This window comes from Psychromonas ossibalaenae ATCC BAA-1528, assembly GCF_000381745.1.
Taxonomy (GTDB): domain Bacteria; phylum Pseudomonadota; class Gammaproteobacteria; order Enterobacterales; family Psychromonadaceae; genus Psychromonas; species Psychromonas ossibalaenae.
The window spans coordinates 1-22,297 of sequence record NZ_KB906977.1 but is presented as its reverse complement, the minus strand read 5'-3'; the positions used below and the strand labels follow the sequence as shown (position 1 = coordinate 22,297).

At 43.4% G+C, this 22,297-nt stretch carries 17 protein-coding genes; all 17 read left to right on the top strand.

Annotated elements, in window-relative coordinates; genetic code table 11:
- Positions 1–6 precede the first annotated feature (6 nt).
- Positions 7–690, top strand: coding sequence for a sugar transferase (locus G327_RS0107315; protein WP_019614108.1), 684 nt, complete (start codon positions 7–9; stop codon positions 688–690).
- 182 nt (positions 691–872) lie between these two features.
- A complete protein-coding gene (locus tag G327_RS0107305) occupies positions 873–1,715 on the top strand; it encodes an endonuclease/exonuclease/phosphatase family protein (RefSeq protein WP_083938449.1) in 843 nt (280 codons plus the stop codon).
- Between the two features lie 389 nt (positions 1,716–2,104).
- Positions 2,105–2,449, top strand: a complete 345-nt coding sequence (locus G327_RS24160; protein ID WP_019614105.1) for an anti-sigma factor antagonist — start codon at positions 2,105–2,107, stop codon at positions 2,447–2,449.
- Positions 2,437–3,261 carry an OmpA family protein gene (locus tag G327_RS0107290; RefSeq protein ID WP_019614104.1) on the top strand — a complete coding sequence of 275 codons (825 nt, stop codon included), beginning with the start codon at positions 2,437–2,439 and terminating at the stop codon, positions 3,259–3,261. Before G327_RS24160 ends, G327_RS0107290 begins: the two co-directional genes overlap by 13 nt.
- The gene (locus G327_RS0107285; RefSeq protein ID WP_019614103.1) at positions 3,258–5,378 is read left to right on the top strand and encodes an SLBB domain-containing protein; all 2,121 of its coding nucleotides are present in this window, start codon (positions 3,258–3,260) and stop codon (positions 5,376–5,378) included. Before G327_RS0107290 ends, G327_RS0107285 begins: the two co-directional genes overlap by 4 nt.
- Positions 5,379–5,472: 94 nt before the next feature.
- Complete coding sequence (locus G327_RS0107275; RefSeq protein ID WP_019614101.1) at positions 5,473–6,222, top strand: tyrosine-protein kinase family protein; 750 nt, start codon at positions 5,473–5,475, stop codon at positions 6,220–6,222.
- 4 nt (positions 6,223–6,226) lie between these two features.
- Positions 6,227–7,774 carry a SpoIIE family protein phosphatase gene (locus G327_RS0107270; RefSeq protein ID WP_019614100.1) on the top strand — a complete coding sequence of 516 codons (1,548 nt, stop codon included), beginning with the start codon at positions 6,227–6,229 and terminating at the stop codon, positions 7,772–7,774.
- 45 nt (positions 7,775–7,819) lie between these two features.
- The gene (locus G327_RS0107265) at positions 7,820–8,203 is read left to right on the top strand and encodes a response regulator (RefSeq protein ID WP_019614099.1); all 384 of its coding nucleotides are present in this window, start codon (positions 7,820–7,822) and stop codon (positions 8,201–8,203) included.
- Between the two features lie 47 nt (positions 8,204–8,250).
- Positions 8,251–9,057, top strand: coding sequence for a phosphate/phosphite/phosphonate ABC transporter substrate-binding protein (locus G327_RS0107260; protein WP_019614098.1), 807 nt, complete (start codon positions 8,251–8,253; stop codon positions 9,055–9,057).
- 1 nt (position 9,058) lies between these two features.
- Positions 9,059–12,082, top strand: a complete 3,024-nt coding sequence (locus G327_RS25970) for a PAS domain S-box protein (RefSeq protein ID WP_019614097.1) — start codon at positions 9,059–9,061, stop codon at positions 12,080–12,082.
- Positions 12,083–12,109: 27 nt separating this feature from the next.
- Positions 12,110–13,510: a sigma-54-dependent transcriptional regulator gene (locus G327_RS0107250; RefSeq protein WP_019614096.1), complete on the top strand. Its 1,401-nt coding sequence runs from the start codon at positions 12,110–12,112 to the stop codon at positions 13,508–13,510.
- A 309-nt stretch (positions 13,511–13,819) separates the two neighbouring features.
- Positions 13,820–15,271: a PTS glucose transporter subunit IIBC gene (gene ptsG / locus G327_RS0107245; protein ID WP_019614095.1), complete on the top strand. Its 1,452-nt coding sequence runs from the start codon at positions 13,820–13,822 to the stop codon at positions 15,269–15,271.
- A gap of 346 nt (positions 15,272–15,617) precedes the next feature.
- Positions 15,618–16,715: a substrate-binding domain-containing protein gene (locus tag G327_RS0107240; protein ID WP_019614094.1), complete on the top strand. Its 1,098-nt coding sequence runs from the start codon at positions 15,618–15,620 to the stop codon at positions 16,713–16,715.
- A 519-nt stretch (positions 16,716–17,234) separates the two neighbouring features.
- Positions 17,235–18,440, top strand: a complete 1,206-nt coding sequence (locus G327_RS0107235) for a carbohydrate porin (RefSeq protein WP_019614093.1) — start codon at positions 17,235–17,237, stop codon at positions 18,438–18,440.
- Between the two features lie 77 nt (positions 18,441–18,517).
- On the top strand, positions 18,518–20,176 hold the full coding sequence (locus G327_RS0107230; protein ID WP_019614092.1) for an alkaline phosphatase D family protein: 1,659 nt from the start codon (positions 18,518–18,520) through the stop codon (positions 20,174–20,176).
- 167 nt (positions 20,177–20,343) lie between these two features.
- Entirely contained in the window at positions 20,344–20,796 is a 453-nt protein-coding gene (locus G327_RS0107225; protein WP_019614090.1) for a hypothetical protein, read from the top strand.
- Between the two features lie 67 nt (positions 20,797–20,863).
- On the top strand, positions 20,864–21,769 hold the full coding sequence (locus G327_RS0107220) for a LysR family transcriptional regulator (protein WP_019614089.1): 906 nt from the start codon (positions 20,864–20,866) through the stop codon (positions 21,767–21,769).
- Positions 21,770–22,297: the final 528 nt, after the last annotated feature.

The window sequence follows — 22,297 nt, the reverse complement described above, 5'->3', positions numbered from 1 at the left end:
CAGATCATGTCTGCAAATATCTCTGAAACAACTGTAAATAACAGTTATAAAAGCAATGCCGGCGGTTATATTCACCCGACGGTAAAATATGGAAAACGTTTATTTGATGTAGTTTTCTCATTAAGCGCAATGTTTGCGCTGCTGCCTTTACTGCCGTTTATTGCGCTGCTGATAAAAATAGACAGTAAAGGCCCGGTTTTCTACCAGCAGCAGCGCTTAGGTAAATCCCGGCTCGGTTTTCGCCATCAGTTCAGTATTTTCAAATTTCGCAGCATGTATACAGATGCTGAAATTGACGGCGTCGCACTGTTAGCCGCAAAGTCAGATCCACGCATCACCCGGGTCGGTAAATTTTTACGCAAAACAAGATTTGATGAAACACCGCAGCTGATTAATATTTTATCTGGTGATATGTCGCTTATCGGCCCGAGACCAGAAAGGCCAGAATTAACCAGCGAAATAGAAAAGAAAATGCCGTTTTTCAGCGAAAGAACCTATCAGGTATTACCCGGCCTAACCGGGCTTGCGCAGATTAACCAGAGCTATTTAGGCAGTGTTAATAATCTCGATCAAAAGCTCGCCTTTGATCATGCTTATTCCCTGGCAATAAGCACACCTTTATCATGGCTGAAAACAGATGCGCAGATTTTTTTAAAGACGATATTAACGGTAATAAAGTGCAATGGTTAAAGACGCAGAGGTTAGCCGGTCTCTAGCGGTCCGTTATGCTTTTTACCTGCTTAACCTTAGCGTTTTTATCCTGCTCCTGATGCCGGCCCTGTCAGCCGATATTTCACTGTGGTGGTTAGATCAGTCTGCAGCTGCAGTGGTCCTTACTGGCGATAGTATTAATACTAATAAATATCCAATATATGCACAGTTCTACACTGCCCTGTGCAGTTTTATATTTAATGATAATCGCCTATAACCAGCTGCCGTTATACCTGTCATCTAAAGCACAGCAGCAGAATCAACTGTTATCTAAAATGACAGCGTTAACAATTGCGCAGTTAAATCTCCGCTATGAAAATCCGCATCTGGATATGCTGATATCAACATTAAGCGATCCTGATTTTGATCTGCTGGTAGTTCAGGAAGCAGCAGATCATCAGCATAAGCAGATAAAGGCTCTGTCACAATATTATCCCTACTCGTTCGGCATAGACCCTTTAGAGTCCACGCCTTCCGGTCTGGCACTTTTCTCAAGGTGGCCGATTGTTGAAAAAAAGATTCATAATTTAGGTTATAAAGGCGGTCATATTCTTGAAGTTATTATCCAAAGCCCGAAAGATGCCGCACCTGTGCAGATCTATGCGCTGCATCCGGCCTCCCCGCGCACAGAAAAACTATGGCGGCTAAGAAATGCCGTGCTTACTTATGCAGCTGAGCAGGTCTCCGCTTCCTCTTTACCCTATAAAATTGTTATAGGCGATTTCAACAGTACGCCCTGGTCCGGTGAATTTAAATCTTTACAGCAAAACAGTCGTTTAAAAAACAGCGCCGAAGGATTCGGCTACATTGCCAGCTGGTCCTACAGCAAGGATAATTATGTGATGCACATGCTTAGCAGCGCATATATCGATCACTGCCTGATCAGTAATGCATTTATAGTTTTAAACAAACAATATAAAACGATCCAGGGTTCAGATCACCTGCTGCTGCTGACTGAATTAGCTATACCCGTTACCAATCAAAATGCATTTATCAGTCGCTAGCTCGGACACCAAGACAAGGCGTAACATGATGACAATGGCTAGCCCTTATCGAATGTTGCAACGCAGTATTGGTTTTCGAGCTAGTGACCCACGGGGCAAGCCGTGAGGCAAACATTTTCGTTGTTGTGAAGTATTGATTTAACCCGTTAGATCTTCACCTTCACGCCTAGAAACTGTTCACCTCACGGCTTGCTGATTTTTGCATCTTGAATGATAACGGGTATATCACTGAGCACTTTGCAAAAGGATTTGCATTATGCAAAAAACTTTAAAAAAAACACCACAAACACACATAGAAAAACAGGTAACAACTTGTTTTAATTAAATAAAACAAATTAGGCACGAACTCTGCAATAACTCATATATCTTCTCTGAAAATGGATGGAATTATGAATATTGAACAGTTTGATACAACTAAAAATAATCTCATGATTAAGTTAAGCGGTGAAATGGATGCCCTCGGATGCAGTAAAATACGTCCGAATCTGGAAGAGATAACCACTCTGGCGCATCGCCATATAATTCTCGATATCAGCAGCATCAGCTTTATCGACTCCTCGGGTATCGGCGCCATTGTATTTCTGTTTAAACGCCTTAAAGAACAACAGCGTTCAATGGAAATCATCGGCGTGCAGGGCCAGCCGCAGGAATTAATGAAGTTGCTGCGTATTGATTCTGCAATCCCTCTATCACTGGCCAATGCACAGCAGGAGAGCATAAGATGCGCGCATTAATGACCGTTTTATCTATGGCTGCATTACTGGCGGTCTCAGGCTGTACAAGCAGCCCCCCGAAAGGACAGGGAGGTTTTGCGGAGCATAATTTGAGTAATATGCCTGAGCATCCGGTTGGTTTAGAAAGCGCACTGTATTTTGAACAGCAGTTAAGCCGCAGACATTTAGATGCACTGCTGGCAGCCGGCGCAAATATCTGCTTTCCGGCAGCGGTGCGCACCGCACAGATACGCCAGACGCGTATTGCACGAGAACTACAGGGAGGGCTAGACAGCGATGCCGCCGACGATTTGATTATACAGCGCGATAAGCTGAACCGTCTGGAGCGCCGCCTTAATTACGTGCAGATGCAGGAAACCTGCCTGCCGAACCAAAAGCAGCCTCAGGAGACAACGGATTTTGTACAGGCACAAGCCCTAAGTAAAGAGCAGTTGGAGCTGATAATGTCATTATTGAATAATAACAATCAGTTCGTCTTTAATTCATCACAGCTTAACCCAAGATACATTGCTCAACTGGCCGAAGTGACACTGATGCTTCGCGCTCACCCGCAATATCACCTTAAACTCACCGGTCATGCAGATTCACAAGGCAGTAAATCCGCCAACCTGAAACTGTCCCTGGAACGTGCCAGCCAGGTAGAGCGTTATCTGCAGATATTCGGACTGGCCCCCGGTAATATCCTGGTTGACGGCAGCGGCGCGGCGGATCCGTTGTTTGCCGGCAGTGAACCACAAGTAAGACTGGTTAACAGACGAGTCAGTATTGAGTTAATCAATACAAATAACTCACAGCAGGAGATTCAACAATGATTATTCTGAAGCTAAAAAGCTGCTTACTGCTGATTGCTGTGCTTATTCTGCAGCAGAGCGCATCGGCCGAGACACTGGATTACAAAATTCAGAACGGCGATCTGCTGCAGATTTCCCTGCCCGGAGAAGAGACATTACAAACACCTTTTCAGGTGGACAGGCAGGGACGAATTATCCTGCCTGAAGTTGGTGCACTACAGGTTGGCGGTTTGTCGATCAAAGAGATCACCTCTCTGGTCAGTAGTAAATTAGATAAGCTGTTTCTGGATTTAGACAACCTCAATATCTATCTGCTTAAAAAGCAGTTAATAATTAATGTACGCGGCTATGTGATTCAACCCGGAGAATTCACACTGCAGTCCGATGCCTCGATACAGTTAGCAATTTATGCGGCCGGCGGACTGCGCAGCGGCGCCCAGCTGGACCGCATACAGTTAATACGCGGTCAAAACACCACGGTATTTAACTATAAACAATATCTGGACAGCGGGGACAGAACACTGCTTCCGGAGCTTAAATCGATGGATGCCCTGTTTATTCCCGCTTCTCCGATGACCGGCAATGTGGAAGTTGAGTTTAATCCGGCAGACATGGCTAATGCCGGAGACTCCGCCAATAACAGTGATGCGATTAAAGTGTTCGGCGAAGTTAACCGGCCAGGTAGTTTTGCTTATCGCGAATCAATGGATATTGTTGATCTGCTGATGGGATCCGGCGGCGTTACACGTTACGCCGGTGTTGAACAGATTCGCGTTATTACCCAGGGCAGACCAGCTCTGTTTAATCTTAGAAAATATCTTGATACAGGCGATCAACAGCACCTGCCTAAGATTACGGCAGGCGCCACTATCTTTGTGCCTAAACAGCAGGAAGAGATTAAAAGCGGTGCACATATGGTTTATGTGATGGGCGAAGTCGCTAAACCAGGCGCTTACGAAAGTAAAAACGGCGCTACATTTATGGATATTCTGGCGAATGCAGGTGGCCCGACTCGCTTTGCCGAATCCCGCCAGATCCGCATTATTAAAGCAGACACCAGCATTGTTGCTTTTGACCTTAGCGCTTATACCGAAGGCGGCAGGGGCAGCAAACCACCAGCGATTTCTCCTGGTGATGCGATATTTGTTCCCGAAAAAACCGATATGAATGAAAAATCCTGGCTGAAAGTAACTCCCAACCGTGCAGTCAGAGTGCTCGGGGCAGTTGTTCGTCCAGGCCGCATTGAGTGGTCCGATGAAATGTCGCTGCTGGATCTGCTCGCCCACGTTGGAGGCCCGACACCACGTGCGGATACTAATAATATTGAGATTGTTATTCCACAAAATAACGGCGGCAGTAAAGTTTATAACTTTGACTTAAACGCATTTCTTAAACAAGGACAAAGTGATCAGGATCTGCCTGTTATCAAGGCCGGCAGCACTATCATGATCCAGGAGCTGCCGCAGGACCCGAGCAACAACAAATCTCAGTGGGTCCGCCAGTCATCTGAAAAATCGATTTATATCTTCGGTCAGGTCGGTGCACCGGGCCGCTATATGTTTTCCAATGAAATGAACTTTCTGGATATTCTCGCTGCGGCAGACGGCCCCACTGACCAGGCCGATCTGCGCAATATTCGTATCAATCATCGTGATGATATGCAAAAAGGGGTGAGTAAACTAGACCTGGCACTGTATTTTGAAACCGGTGATGACCACTTACTGCCTGTCGTGAAAACCGGCGATACCATCTATATCCCGGAAAAAAACCGTATCTGGTTAGATCAGTCAAAGGAGAGCACGGTACGGGTACTCGGTGCGGTTAATAAACCGGGCCGCTACCGTTTCGATGACACAATGACCCTGCTGGATCTGCTCGCAGAAGCCGGCGGTACAGTGGAAGATGCACATATTGAAAATATTACCGTGGTTAATTTGTCCTGCTGTAAGGATCAGGCACGCAGCTTTGATCTCGGTGAATTCAGCCGCAGCGCCGCCTTTGCTGATCTGCCTGTTCTACGCGCAGGAGACACAGTATATATTCCTTACCGCAGCCAAAGTACTTATGAAAAAATCCGTAACGGCCTGACTGACGTGATCCAGGTTGTTGCACTCGGTGCATTAATAGGACTTCTGTAATGAATATACAATGCCGGAATATAAAAAATTCGGAAGCAGCACTGATTTACTCAGCATTTACTAGCGGCTCAGAGCCGGCAGCAGGAGTGCTAAAATGAATATACCTTACCAGAACATTGAAATAGAACAGATTTACTCGCAGGTTCTCGGCACTTGCAGACGCTCTATTGCGGTCTGCTCTGCGGAATCAGGAGAAGGAGTAACCAGCCTTGCCTGCGCATTAGCACAGCGTAATCTGCTGGCTGGACATTCAACACTACTGGTGGATCTCAACCTCTATCGTCCTGCGCTGCAAAGCCTGCTGGGCATTGAAAACAGCCCGTTAAACCTCTCTGACAGTCGGGAAATATCAACTCAGCCGATAAATACAACACTGTTAACGGCGCCGCAGCTTATCAGCACCAGTCAAAGCCCTGTTGTTCTGACTGGTATTACTGCACCGCTGAAACGTGAGAATATTATTAAACTACGCCAGACGGGTGCGCTTGAACAATGTATCAGCGCCTGGCTGGAACACTACGATACGGTGATCCTTGATACCTCTCCAATTAACCGCATTAACGCACAAAACATTCCCGCAGAGCGCGCGGCAGCCGCCTGTGACGGCGCCGTTTTAATTGTACTTGCCGGCAATACTAATGAAGCAGCGGTAAGCAGCGCAGTGAATAAGCTCAATACAGCAGGTGCACAGCTGCTGGGATGCGTGCTTAATGACCGTGATAATCCGTCATTAAAAAATGAATTACTGCGTGAAACTCAGCGGCTGCCGGCACTGTTCCGCGGACTGCGATGCCGTTTGAAAAAATTTATTGTTAACAACCGTCTATTAACGCTGGAAATCTAACTCTATGGATAATCTTCTATTAGAAATGCAGACATCCGTTACCCGGGAAACACCGCGTCAGCTTCGTCATGCCCTGGAAGCGGTAATAAAAGAGTCTGTTGCACATGCCTCAATCGGTCAGCATATGCTGCTGTGCCTTTCTGAACACGTAACAAACCTGCTGTTTCATGCACAGCCGATCCCCTCTAAAATCAGCATGACTTTCAGCAGTAATACTAAAGGCTGGGTGCTGGATATTTTTGATGACAGCCGGGCATGGGATCCGACAGAAAACCTCAATGATGCTCTTCTAACCGAATTTAGTGAAGTAGAGCAAGGCCGGGGCATTGCTCTGATCCATGCTCAGAGTGATAAAATCAGCTACATTCCAGGGCGGTATGTTCAAGGTGACGGCAATCAACCCAATCAGCTGCGCCTGCTGTGGAAATATCCTAGACAAAATAAACAGCAGACTATTCTGATAGTAGAAGACAATAACAGCCTGCGTTCACTCTATAGCGCTTACCTTGCAGATAAGTTCAATGTGCTGACTGCCGCTAACGGTTATCAGGCTATTGAACAGCTGAATACCCAACAAATAGACTTAGTATTATCCGATATAAAAATGCCGCAGATGAACGGATTATCTTTACGTAAGAAAATTAATCAGCAGAGCCGCTGTGAATTAATTCCTTTTATTTTTCTTACCGGGGAAGAGGATGAAATGATTCAAGAGCAGGCTGCTGAACTGGGTATTGATGATTACCTGATAAAGCCGGTCAATAAACCGCAGTTGATGAAAGTTATTCAGCGGATTCTAGGACGGTCAACACAGGTCTATCAGCGCCTGACCGAGCGTATTGATGAACGCATCAGCGCTTCATTAAAACCCTGCCTGCCCGAGAGTTCTCACGGCTGGCGCTTACAGGCGGCAAGCCGCGACACCGGTTCCGGTGGTGGAGATCTGCTCCTGCATAAGCGCTTTGAAAGTAAAACTCAGCTGCTGTTAACCGATATTATGGGACATGACGACAGCGCAAAATTCTTTTCTCATGCATACGGCGGTTATATGCACGGGTTAATCCAGGCGATGCACAGCAGCAATGGTCCGGCGCGCCTGCTTGAACAACTGTCTAACTGTGCGATGCGCGATCAGCTGCTCTCACAGGTGACATTAACCTGCTGCTCGGTACAACTTTCTGCAGGAGGCAGTATAAGTGTCGCCAGTGCAGGACACCCTGCCCCGCTGCTTATCTCGCCGCAAAAGATCACTGTACTGAAAACAGCGGGCATCTTACCGGGATTACTTGCAGATGTTCATTATAAAAATACCGAGCTGACCATTAATCCGGGCGAACGTATTGCCCTGTATACAGACGGCCTTTTTGAATCAGCAGACAGCAGTGAAACACGGAACAGACTGCAGGCTCGAATAACCGAGGCTCTGTTAGATACACTTCATATTCCTATTGCACAGGCGCTGCAGCAGGTAATGAAATTATTTGACCAGATAACAGATTCGCAGCCCTGCGACGATGCCCTGTTACTTTTAATCGAACCCATTGAGTCTTAAATATTAAATATAGATCAAGTGTTTACCAATGGTTAAGGAGCAACTATGCTGTTTAGAAATAATAACAAAAAAGTACTTATCATTGATGATGATCGCACTCTGCTAAGACAGATTGCTTTCCACTTGAAAAAGTACAAAGGGTTCGATATCGTCATTTCAGATAATGGTGAAGACGGGTTACTTGAAGCTGTCAAGCAGCGTCCAGATTTGATTATTCTCGACTGGACACTACCGGATATTCAGGGAATCGATCTGTTAATTACGCTTAAAAAAGCACCAAAGACCAAAAACATTCCTATTCTGATGCTCACCGGGCACAACAAAATCGGTGACGTAGAAGATGCCTTCGCACGAGGCGCCGACGCTTATATGTACAAACCCTTCTCATTACAGAAGCTGGGTGAAAAATCAAAAGGATTAATGAAATAACAGGAACTTCCAATAGATTAAAAAATAAGCCATAAAAGGATGTCACCATGAAAAAGATTATTTTACCCTTTTTTCTGCTGCTTTATTCGGCCTTCATTAGCGCACAGCAAAGCCTTACCTTCGGTATAGTACCGCAGCAGTCAGCCAGTAAACTGGCGCAGCTTTGGAACCCGATTTTTGAAGAAATCAGCCGTAAAAGCGGTGTAAAAATACATTTTGCCACTGCGCCGGATATTCCCACCTTTGAAAAACGCCTGGCAGCCGGTGAGTATGATATTGCCTATATGAATCCTTATCATTATGTTGTTTTTAATAAATCTTTTGGTTATCAGGCATTAGCAAAAGCACGAGATAAATCGATCAAGGGCATCATTGTTGTCGCTAAAAACAGTGACATCAAAACACTCAATGATTTACAAAAAAGCACCTTAGCCTTCCCGGCACCGGCAGCTTTTGCAGCCACAATACTGACTCAGTCTGACCTGGCTGCAGATCAAGTCACTTTCACTGCAAAATATGTTTCTTCACATGATTCTGTTTACCGCACCGTTGCTAAAGGTATTTACCCCGCAGGCGGCGGTGTTGTACGGACATTTAAAAATGTTGCGCCGGAAATACGCGAGCAGTTAAGAGTTATATGGACAACTAAGGGTTATACACCGCATGCAGTCGCGATTCATCCTAGAGTAAAAGCCGAAAATGCACAAAAAATCCAGCAGGCTTTAACAGCAATGGAGCAGCAGGAAACGGGTAAAAAATTATTAAACACTATTAATATAAAAGGTTTTGAAAGCGCAGAGGATTCCGACTGGAATGATATCCGCGCCCTGAAACTTAGCCTGTTAAGTTATTAATATGAGCTTCCGCTTAAAAACAATTCTCGGCATAGCATTGATCGAATCAATGCTGCTTATTGTATTAGTTTTTAGCGGCCTGAACTTCCTCAGCGTCTCTAACGAAGAGCAGTTAATACAACGTGCAGAAACAACCTCGATACTGTTCAGCAAAGCAGTTAAAAATGCGGTTCTTTCTACCGACCTTGCGACACTGGAGAGCTTTGTTGAAGATATCCTCAATACACCTGATATTGTCTATACCAGGATCAGCAGCAACAAGCATATATTAGCAGAAGGCGGTGACCCAGAATCCCTGTACCGCCTACATGATCCCGACAATCGACTTGCCGATGTCACGGACGGAGTCTTTGATATCAGTATTGAAATAACAGAAGGCAGTAGCGTCTACGGTATTGTTGAAATAGGACTGTCCACTAAACCTATTGAACGTACCCTGTCAAAAGCGCAGCGCTGGGCTGTCGCAATTGCCAGCCTCGAAGTTGCACTGGTTGCCATCTTCTCATTTGTACTGGGTACCTATCTGACCCGGCAGCTGCTGCAGTTAAGAAAAGCATCAGAAACCATTGCCCAGTCAGGTCCCGGTCATCAGATAAAGGTCGCCGGCAGAGATGAAATAGCCGAAGTTGCTCATGCCTTTAACAGTATGTCGTCAACCCTGGCTGTAAGTTACTCAGAACTGTCCAGAAGTATCGAGGCAGAAAGAAAAATGAGCACGATAGCCAACAGCAATCAAGCAAAAAACAATGCTATTCTCAGAGCTTCTCTGGATGCCTTAATAACCATTAATGAACAAGGTAAAGTGTCTGACTACAATAAAGTCGCTGAACATATTTTCGGCTGGTCTTATGATGAAATATTCGGACAAAATTTAGCGGACTTCATTATTCCCGCTGACAAGCGCCATGCTCACCATAAAGGTATGGAGCGCTACCTTATTACTAAAAACTCATCGATTCTAAATCAACGATTAGAGCTGACAGCACTACATAAGTTCGGTCACTGTTTTCCCATTGAAATTAATATTTCCCCCATCGAAACCGATCAGGGTACTATGTTTACCGCCTTTATTCGCGATATCAGCAGACGTTTACAAGCTGAAACAGAATTACGCCTGGCGGCTCAAACCTTTGAATCCAGTGAAGCGATCTTTATCTGTGATGCTGCCGGCAGTATTATCCGCACCAACCATGCTTTTACCCGTATAACCGGTTATGACAATGCAGATGTTGTAGGTAAAAATCCGCGCATTTTATCCTCCGGCCAGCACCCGCCAGAGTATTATCAAAAAATGTGGGCTACCTTAGCTGAACAGGGTAAATGGAGCGGCGAGATTTATAATAAACGTAAAAACGGTGAAATATATCCAGAGTACCTGAACATTTCTTCAGTAAAAAATACAGCAGGTACACTCACTCACTATATTGCTCACTTTATGGATATCAGTGAACAAAAGCAAAACGAAGAAAATTTACGTAAAGCGCGCCTTGAAGCAGAAGCAAGTAATGAATCCAAAAGCCGCTTTCTAGCGGCGATGAGCCATGAAATTCGCACCCCTATGAATGCCGTGCTGGGTATTCTTGGACTGCTCAAAGATACAAGTCTGAGCGGCAGACAGCTAGAGCTGGTTACAACAGCACGCGACTCCGGCGAGCTGTTACTAACCATTATTAATGATATTCTCGATTTCACTAAAATGGATATTGATAAACTGCAGCTGGAAAATAGCGGATTTGATTTACATCTGTTACTGGCAAACTGCAATGAACTGCTCCAGCACCTTGCAGATAAAAAGTCATTGCAGCTGACCCTGCAGCAGTCTGCAGATCTTCCACAGTTTGTAAAAGGCGATCCGGACCGGATAAGACAAATTCTAATCAATCTGATTAATAATGCGATTAAATTCACCGTCAGAGGCAGCATCAGTGTTGCCGCCTCTGTTGATTCAATCTGCGCCGAAGTAATCATTCTACGCTTTCAGGTAACTGATACCGGCATTGGTATCCGGGAAGAAAACCAGGCCGCGTTATTTGACGAGTTCACCATGGTTGATCAGACCCATTCCAGAAAGTATGAAGGAACAGGCTTAGGTCTGGCTATCTGCAGACGGCTAGTAACACTGATGAACGGCCATATTAAAGTCAGCAGTGAGCTTGGAAAAGGCAGTACCTTTGAATTTACTATCGAACTACAAAGCGCCGATAAAGACGACAGTAAAGATACATTAATACAAACGCAGATACAGCCGCGGGCCAATACCCGCATCCTGCTGGCCGAAGACAACCCGGCTAACCAGATGGTCATTAAGAGTATTCTTGAGTTTGCTGATCTTCAGGTCGATGTTGTCTCTAACGGCTATGAAGCTGTAGAGGCGGTACAAAACCTGCCTTACGATATTGTTTTAATGGACATCTCTATGCCGGAAATGGACGGCATGACAGCAACAGCAGGGATCCGCAAACTAAAATGTGACGCATGCAGTATTCCTATCGTCGCACTCACTGCACACACCTTAAGCGGCGATAAAGATCGTTTTTTACAGGCCGGCATGAATGACTATCTAAGCAAACCGATAGACAGAGCCGCGGTCTTAAGTTGTATTGCACACTGGACCGAGAGCATAGCAGCACAGCAGCAAAGCGGCTCTGACAGCGAGACATCCATGCAGGATAAGCAAAATGATTATGTGGATCAAGCCGTACTGGAGCAGCTGGTGCAGGATACCAGTGCAGAGATAGTGCCGGAATTAATAAAAATGTATATAGAAGACAGCCAGATAAGAATGAAGCTGATCCTGGAAGCTCTCAGTAAACAAGATTTCAGCACCTTAGAATTTGAAACACATACCGTCGGCAGCAGTGCAGCCGCACACGGCAATACGAAGCTGCACTCGTTGTGTCGAAACGTTGAACAACTTTGCAGGAACCAGGATTACCAGCAGGCAGTTGAGCAGGCAATGCTGTTGTCAGAGACGGCAGATAAATCATTCAGCCGGCTGGCAGAGTGTGCCCGGCAGGGATTTTAAAATAACTTAAGCATACAGGCGGTATTAATGAATGATAAACCTAAAGTATTAATCGTAGAGGACTCGGCTCCCCAGGCAAGGCTGTATGAACAATATTTAAAAAACGAGAACATTGAACTGTCGGTAGTGTGTACCGGTCTATTGATGCAGGAGTTTATTAAAGAAACACCGCCGGATCTAATACTGCTTGATTATAAACTGCCCGACATGGACGGGCTGGATATTCTCAAATGGATGAAGCAGGAAAAATTTTCCTGCTTTGTCATTGTTATCACTGCACACAGCTCTGTTGATGTCGCTGTCGATATGATGCGCAGCGGAGCCGATGACTTTCTGGAAAAACCGGTCACTGCCGGCAGACTGAAAACCTCCGTGAAAAATCTGCTTGAACAGGCGCGTCTGCAGAGTCTGCTGAATAACTATCAGAGTACATTTGAACGTAAGAATTATCACGGCTTTATCGGTTCCAGCCTGCCGATGCAGGCCGTATATCGAATCATTGATGCGGCGGCGCCAAGTAAAGCCACGGTATTTATCACAGGCGAAAGCGGCAGTGGTAAAGAGGTTTGCGCTGAAGCTATTCATGCACAAGGGCCGCGGGCTAAAAAACCGTTTGTTGCATTAAACTGCGGTGCAATTCCACGCGACTTGATGGAAAGCGAAATATTCGGCCATGTAAAAGGCGCGTTTACCGGTGCATTTTCAGATCGCCAGGGAGCAGCATCGCAGGCGGATGGAGGAAGTCTGTTTTTAGATGAAATCTGCGAAATGGATTTAGATCTGCAGACCAAACTATTACGCTTTGTACAAACCGGCACTTTTAAAAAAGTCGGCAGCAATAAACTAGAAACAGTGGATGCACGCTTTATCTGCGCCACTAACCGTAATCCTCTGGATGATGTCAGCAGCGGACGCTTTAGGGAAGATCTATACTACCGCCTGCATGTACTGCCACTGCAGCTTCCCCCTTTACGAGAGCGCGGTAATGATATTATTGAAATTGCATCCAGCTTCCTGACTGACTATGCACAAGAGGAAGGCAAAGCATTTGCTGCTTTTTCACCTGAAGTCAAAAACTTCCTAGTCCATCAATACGATTGGCCGGGTAACGTCCGGCAGCTGCAGAATGTCATTCGCAATATTGTCGTTTTACATAACGATCAGATGGTTAATTTAAGACACCTGCCCGCACCTTTAAATACGGTGCAGGATAAGGGCATTGTCAATAAAATCTCGCGGTCCTACGATAAAAGTGAAATTAGCGATGATAATTCGTTTTCAGCAGTCAAACCGCTGGCGGATGTAGAAAAAGATGCAATAGAAAATGCAATTAATTTTTGTGACGGGAATATCCCAAAAGCAGCCGCCCTGCTTGATGTCAGCCCGTCGACAATCTATCGAAAAAAACAAGCATGGGAAGGTTTATAACCAGGCGGTCTCAATATACAAAAATCAGCAAGACTATAAATACTGAAATCTAAGCAGAATAATAAAGTAGGACAACAGCAGCTAAATAATGAGTTTTCATTATTTAGCTGCTGTCCATAGAACAGGAATGATTAATTTTCAACCATAAGTTCGTAAGAAAAAGTAACAAAGCCCCCGAGTATGTAAACAATTGTAACTTAATGAATAACATGATAACTCCATCAAAAAACTGTTTTTAGCTCCGATATACTTGCCCCACTAAATTTATAGACGTTCAATTTTACTAAAAAAACTAACTGGAGAGTTGTTATGAACATATTTGGAAGTTTGCAAAAAGTAGGGAAGTCATTAATGCTTCCTGTATCAGTACTACCGATAGCTGGTATTCTGCTGGGTGTAGGTGCTGCTAAATTCAGCGTATTACCGGACGTTGTTTCACAACTAATGGAACAAGCCGGCGGTGCTGTATTTGGTAACATGGCATTATTATTCGCCATTGGTGTTGCTTTAGGTTTTACAAAAAATGACGGTGTTGCCGGTCTTGCTGCTGCGGTAGGTTACTACATCATGATGCAGACAGTTGAAACACTTGCACCAGGTGCAAACACAGGTGTACTAGGCGGTATTATCGCTGGTGGTATCGCGGCTGCCATGTTCAACCGTTTCTACAACATCACATTACCTGATTACTTAGGTTTCTTTGCTGGTAAACGTGCGGTTCCAATCATGACCGGCTTATCAGCTATCATTATGGGTGCTGTTCTTGCTGTTATCTGGCCTCCAATCGGTTCTGCTATTGCATCATTCTCTGACTGGGCTGCACATCAGAACCCAACGGTTGCATTTGGTATTTACGGCGTAGTTGAGCGTTCATTAATCCCATTTGGTCTTCACCATATCTGGAACGTACCTTTCTTCTTTGAAGCAGGCTCTTGTACAAGTGCAACAGGCGAACAGCTTAACGGTATTTTAACTTGTTACCTGTCTGCTGATGATACAACCCGTGCTGCGGGTAACGGTTTCGGTCAACTAGCCGGTGGTTACATGTTCAAAATGTTTGGTCTTCCTGCCGCTGCAATCGCAATTGCGCACGCAGCTAAGCCGGAAAACCGCGCTAAAGTAATGGGTATCATGGCATCTGCCGCGTTAACTTCATTCCTGACAGGTATTACTGAGCCGATTGAATTTGCATTCTTATTCGTAGCACCAGTGTTATACGCAGTGCACGCTCTACTTGCAGGCTCTGCATTTGTTGTAACTAACATGCTGGGTATGGTTCACGGTACTTCTTTCTCACATGGTTTAATTGATTTCTTAGTGCTTTCTGCAAACGCTGAAAAAATGATTTACTTCGTTGTTATCGGCCTTATTTACGCAGCTGTTTACTACACAGTATTCCGTGTTGTCATTAAAGCGCTAGACCTTAAAACGCCAGGCCGTGAAGAAGAAGAAGCTGAAGAAGCTGTACAACTAGGCAGCTCTGAAATCCCGGTTCTTCTTGTTGCGGCATTCGGCGGTAAAGCCAACATTGAAAACTTAGATGCATGTATTACACGTCTACGTATCAGTGTTCACAATATTGCCTTAGTTGATAAAGCTGAGCTGAAGAAACTAGGTGCAGCTGGTGTTGTTATCTCTGGTAACGGTGTTCAGGCAATCTTCGGTACTAAGTCTGATAACTTAAAAACAGATATGGAAGCTTACCTAGCAACCATTGGTAATGAATCAGGCAGCTTAAAAGCAGACGCTAAACCTGCTTAGTAATAAAAGAATATAATAAGCCGGGTTAATTCTAATATTAATCTGGCTTATTTTCAGGGTAATTATCATCATACACAGTCGCCCTTTCTGATATGGTAATTCCCTTTCCACTGCTTATCTTGTCCAGACAGTATTAATTTCCAAAAGTAATTAACCATCCCCCTTTTAACACCTGAAACAGGTGATACCATTACTGTAATCCATACACAGTCATTTTAAATACAAATTTATCACATAACCTTTACACCCAGGAACGGACTCTTAATTTTCAAAGTATACTAACTCTACGATGGCAACAGTCCCATATTAAGCTATGATCTGATGAATAATAGATAAGGTGCTGAATATGCTGCGTATTACTATATTATCTCTGTTCTTCTTGTGCACTGCACAAGCTCATTCCCGTTCTGATTTCTGGCGCCTTGAAGAATACTGGCAGAAATACCCATATCAACAGGAACTCAGCGAATCATTTTCAAATATAGTCGAAAATCCCCCTACTCCTTTATCTTTTACACAAGATAACCCGGTTTTTATCTACTTTATCACTCCCAGTCGTCAGCTTTCCGATTACTGGCGCCGAAGCAGAACGGCTTTTACAGAGCGTCTGGACGAGCTAAGCATAAAATACAAAATAAAAAGTTATGATACAAAAGCAACCAGTCAGGAAGCGCAAAAACGTAAGCTAATGCAGCGGGCCCTGGCAGAGAACCCTGACTTTCTTATTTTGACGCTGGATACGGCTCCGGAGCATGACTTTATCCGCAGGATTCTAAACCAGAAAAAGACGCGTATAATCGTTCAGAATGTGACTAATCCAGTAAAATCCTGGCATGAAAATCCACCGCTGCTTTATGTCGGGTTTGACCATGAAAGCGGCACCAAAATACTTGCAGAATACTTTAAAAAAACCTTTCCCGGCAAAACTAAATATGCCGTTAACAATTTCTATCCTGGTTATATCAGTGATGTACGCGGACATAGTTTTATTACCATGCTGGAGAAAAATTCCCGTTTCGAACTGCTAAGCCACGTTTACACAGATGCTACTCAGGGCTCAGCGCGCAGTAATGCTTTGAATTTGGTCGATCTTTACCCGAAACTTAATTTTATTTACGCCAGCGCAACCGATATTGCTATCGGCACAAGCAAAGCGCTGCAGAGACTCGGCAGAGAAGATATTAAAGTTAACGGCTGGGGAGGCGGCTCAATGGAATTACAAGCGTTAGCTAAAGGAGAATTAGATGTCACAGTAATGCGCATGAATGATGACAACGGCGTCGCGATGGCAGAAGCTGTCAAACTTGTACTTGAGAAAAAAGAAGAGTTAGTTCCAGTGGTCTATTCCGGTGAGTTTAAACTGGTCACCTCAAAAACCAGTCCATTAGAGATAGAAAAGTTCATTAAGCATGCTTTTCGCTATTCTGACCCGCATGTGAAATAATATCAGCCCGCTTAAATATCTGCTCAGCCTTACTGCTTAAAATTAATGCTCGTTTCGTTATTTTCAATCTCAATAACCAGCGATTCTATTTGACTAACAGTACGTGGTGCAAAACAAACTAACGCTTTGCTTATCGCTCAATCAGACGTCTTGCTCTTATTCATTTCCCCTTCGTAGTTTAAGACCATTAATAATAAATCGACGAGCTTTACTTGAAAGCAAAGAGATCGATTTACTAAATCAGCTTTCTAAAAACTGAACTAATAAACTCTGCATGGCAAAGTTTTTGATTTTGAAGGTATTCTATAAATTGGTTACGAAAGCAGAATTTATACCGATGACCTTTGCTAGTGTTTATTAAGAGCAGAGTCCAATGGCGACTCTGCCAAACTGAGGAGAAAAGTTAACAGTCCTTCACTTCTGTATCAAGTAACCTGATTCTCTGTATTTGCTTAATTTCACCAGCTTAATGCTAGCATTATTCCCTAATTAAAATCTGTTCAACTGGAATACTAAATAGTGAAATTAAAACAAAGCATATTAGCCTCTTTGCTGATTGCTCCATTTGTCACAGCTCAGGAAGAGTCATTTTTAGAAAGGGGTAAATTGCTTGGTGATGTAAATGGGCACAGATCTGCTGCTGAGAATAAAGGTATTAAACTAGACGCTGAATACACTTCTGTTTACCAAGGTGCTGCATCAACTGATGAAAGTGGTGACAACTTTGGCCGCTTTGATATTTTTGCAAGTTTTGATACGGAAAAGCTCGGACTTTGGAAAGGCGGTTCTTTTCATACTCAAATGCAAGCACACCATGGTCAAAGTAATGATTTTGACTACCTAGGCACCCCGTATATTGCCCCTAACACAGCAGGGTTTATGGGTGAAGACCTGTTTTTATCATCACTTTATTACCTGCATCAGTTTGAAAGCGCAGGACTCATGATTGGTAAAATAGATGCATTTGAACTATTAAAAAATGCGGACTTCTACGGTGGTGCAGGACGATATGGCTTCATGAATCTAGCCTTGGCGGCTCCTCCTAGCGGCGTTGTTCCCCCTGCTTTTTTAGGTGCTTTAGTTAACTGGCGTTCAGAGAGCATAAACTGGACGTTTATGCTTTTTGACCCTAAAGACCGCTATACCGATAGCGGGTTTTCCGATCCTTTCGCTAATGGCCTAAATATGTCATTAACCGCTTCACATACAAGGGACATCGCAGGCCGTAAAAGTAACATATCTTTAAGCGGGACATACAGTACCTCTGAAGGGCGAGACTTAAGTAACCCTACCGATACACAAGCGATTTCATCCGGTAAATACAACCTTCGTGTACAAGCTTCACACAATATTTATCAATCGGAAACAGATCCAAGTTTGGCTTGGGGTGTCTATATGCGGGCGGCGGTCGCTGATGGTAATCCGAATGCACTAAACGGCACGTTTAGCGCCGGTATTGGTGGTAATGCCCTACTTGCTTCTAGAGCGAATGATCAATGGGGAGTGGGGTATTTCTATAATGATATTTCTGATGATTTTCAAAGCGCGATTAAGCAGCAGAACGCTAATTTTGAGCTTGCTGACGAACAAGGTGTTGAAGCTTATTACAGCTATGCCTTAACACCTGCTGTAAGCATCACGACTGATATTCAGTTTATAAAACCAGCTGTTAACCACGATGATACAAATATTCTGATGGGAATTCGCAGCAATATACGCTTCTAATATTTGCATAATGGCATTTTTAAAACTGCTCTGCTGACGGTTGAGCAATTTTGTACAAAAAATCGGAGACATAAGTAATGAAAGAACATGAAAATATCAATACGAGTAGACGTTCAATATTGAAACTAGCAGGGCTAGCTGCGGGTAGTGCTGTCATTGGTGCTGCATTACCAAATCAAGCAGAAGCAAGCAATGCTGTCAAAGGTAATGAAAACTGGAATGAAGGCGATATCGCACATATTATTCCAACCTCTAATCATAATCGTTTTTTAATCAAAGTATCGTTTAATAGTCGCCGTAAAAGCGTGCCTGAACTGAGTGTTGGAGGCCGTCGAATCTTAGGTGAGCAAACAGATCCCATTGGCCGATTCTGGCGTTTTGATGTGCAGGGATTAACACCAGATACCCGTTATAATCTGCAGCTTATTGACGGAGACGGCAGCGTTCTATGCGATGCTTGGCCGTTAAAGACATTCCCAGCAGCAGGTACTCTTCCTAAAAAAATGACTATCTTGGCTTATACATGTGCTGGGGGAGATGAAAAAATGTCACCTATTCCAGGTAAAACAAGTTGGCTGGATATGGGGGCACGTCGTCAGCTCTTAGACAGAGGCATGTCGTTCAACCCCGATGTTGTCATCGCCAACGGTGACCATATATATTGGGATCTTAAAACCTTTTTAAATAAAGAGTTTGCAGCTAACTATTTACAAAAAGAGTTTTGGCCTACATACGGTGCACCGATTGATTACTCAAAACCAATGTTAGCCGAAGAGAATAGAGATACCTTTTTAGCAATATGTGATTATCAGATCTGTGAACTCTACGGCGTCTCTTTGCGCTCTACCCCCTCGTTCTTTATTACTGATGACCATGATTATTTTGAAAATGATGAATATACAAATGATCTCGCCGTGATGCCACCAGATGATTATGGTTTACGTGGCATGATGGAAACACAATCGTTGTATTACCCTGAATTTTTGCCTGATACTAACCGCCCAGAATGGCTTCAAGGCGGTAATGACGCACATACAGTGAGGGGCGCGAATACCGTGTGCGGCACCATTCGCTATGGCGACCTAATAGAAGCGGTTCTCTATGATTGTCGCCGCTACGCTGATTACAAAGGAAACCATGCCAAGCTGTTACCGCAATGGACGGAAGACTGGCTGATTAATAGAACACTGGCAGAAGACACGAAGCACTTTATGCATTGCCCCTCTTTACCTTTCGCTTATTCAAGTGGCAAGCTTGGTGATTGGTACCCTGACGTATTAGATGCCCAAGCAAACCGCCTAGTTCTGTATAAACAAAAAATGGGCTGGCAGTCGGGTTGGTTTGCTCAACACCAACGTCTCATTGAAGCAATGAGCAAGCAAAAACAAAGAACACCACTAATCGTACAGGGGGATTTTCATGCAAGTGCCGCCGGTAAAATACATCGTAGTGGAAGCTTAGATCTGTCAGATAACCCTGTACATGTCATTACATCGGGTGCGTTAGGAACGGGTGATCTCGGATACCCTTCTTTCCAGCGTAGTATCGAAAGTCAGTCTTCTGGGTTGATTGGTATAGACAGTGCATTAGATCCTACTGAAAAAAATGGCTTTACTATTATTGATATTACTCCAGATAAACTGACTTGTTCAGTGTATACCTGGCGTCCACCACAGGATGTAAGAGAAATAGATACAATGAAACCAACCATTATTTACGAAGTCCCTGTTAAATAATGGCTAGCAAGTCGTGAGCTGCAGGAGGTCGATGCTTTCACTTCAAAACGAACAATGCAGCTAAGGGCAGTTTTAACCAGCAAGGATGAACACCTTTTTAGTTTCATTGTTAATAAGGTGCACTCAATATTTAGTGCACCTATTTTTCCCAGTTTAGGTAAGCAAATATGAGTTTTCATAAATTAATAATGGTATTGCTCACAATGACTTATTCAGTGACAGTGATGGCAACGGGTTATCAGTTTATCAGTGAATTTGAGATGCAAATAGAAACATGTCTAGCAGCTGAAACAGGGAATGGAAGCCAATGTATTACAAACGCCATTGAAGCTAGATTAGGCGAAGAAAAACCTGTCTTTACTACTCCGCAGTTAAAAAAACAGTTAGATGAATGGCTAAGAGAAGGACATGTAATATCAATAATGTCCATGTCAACGAAAGAACTGGTTAGAGGGTTGATAATAGATAAAACATATCGAATCCTCAGTAGCAATAATGCGATGGCCGTTTTGCAGCTAAATTCATATAGTGTCGATAATATTTTCTATATCCGTTCCTTTGATATAATCGTTCAAGACGAACAAGTGGTTAGTACAGTTTGTAATGACGCCTGTCATTAAATTCGATTAAAAATCTTATTAGGGGAATGTTATACTGCTTTTTTGAGTCATAAATTAGGGCATCATTGTGGTTGATAAAGATTTAAATCTCTTGCGTTTATTGATGGTTTTAAATGAACAGCGTCAAACTAAACTAGCCGCAAAATACCTTCGATTAAGCCAACCAACAATCAGTGCAATGTTAAAAAAATTACGTATTGAATTTAATGACGAGCTTTTTCTTCGCAATAAAAACCACCTTGAACCCACGCCAAAATGCGAAGAAATTTTATTGCAGCTTCCCGGTATTTTCGACCAGATATCAGCTTTATATTCTTCTAGAGCAGATTGGAGTATCGCGAACCTTTCGGGTGAAATTCAGCTTTATCTACCCGCCCCTTTGATCGACATTATTGCCCCCCTTCTTATAAACAAACTCTGTACACATGCTCCTAATTTAACCGTAGAGTGTGCAAATTGGACATCAGATACCATTCAAGCACTAGAACAAGATAAGCACTCTTGGGGCGTCAGCTATTTACCAGTGAGCTCAAGCAAAAATTTACTTGAAAAGCATCTATATGAAGATAACTTCATGTTTATCATGGGGAAAGATCACCCGCTTACCTCTAATCACTTAAATAAAGTACTCAATTATCCAGTCTGTGTCACCATTATTCCCGGATTTACAGAAGGGTCTAGAATGGAAATGCTGATTAAACGATACAAAATGGATAAACAAGTGAATGCGAGGTTAAGTGATATGAACTCAATGTTTAAATTACTCAGCACCTCTGAGTTTATTGGAACAACCTCCAGCCTTTATAAAAATGCTCTACCAAGCGGTATCCGCTGTGAACCCCTTCCACCAGAAATGAATCCTAGGCTTTTCAAAAAACCACTCGTTTTCTTTACTAATCAAAGAAATAGTGCGGATCCACTCTCTGAGTGGCTTTATACAGAAATTAAACAAATTATTGATACTCTGCAGTAATTTAATTCAAATTTTTTAATTTCGCATTTTCGACACCTAGTTTAATACCAGTTACATTAATAATATGATCTATATTTTTTATAGGAAAGATGGCTTAATTCAAGGCCTAAGTTGATCTAAATGATTGTTCCCTTAATGAAACTTATAACGTATAAATAAGTCATTTTAACCAGAAAAATAGATCAGCAATTTATTGTGATTGGTATAATAAAGGAAGACAAAAAACAATCATAGTAGTAAATAAATAAGGGAAATAAAAATTATCTATAGGAGGTTTTAAAAGGAGAATACGAGAGGAAATGTGTTTTTTAGATTTTAAATCAATTGGTTGCGAGAGCAGGATTTGAACCTACGACCTTCGCCAGTGTTTATAAAGAACTGAGCCCGACGAGCTTTGCTTGAAAGCAAATAGATAAATTAACTGCAGTAGTTTTATTAAAAACAAATGGATTCTATATAGGAGATGTTTTGATTTTGAGGTGTTCTAGGAGTTGGTTGCGAGAGCAGGATTTGAACCTACGACCTTCG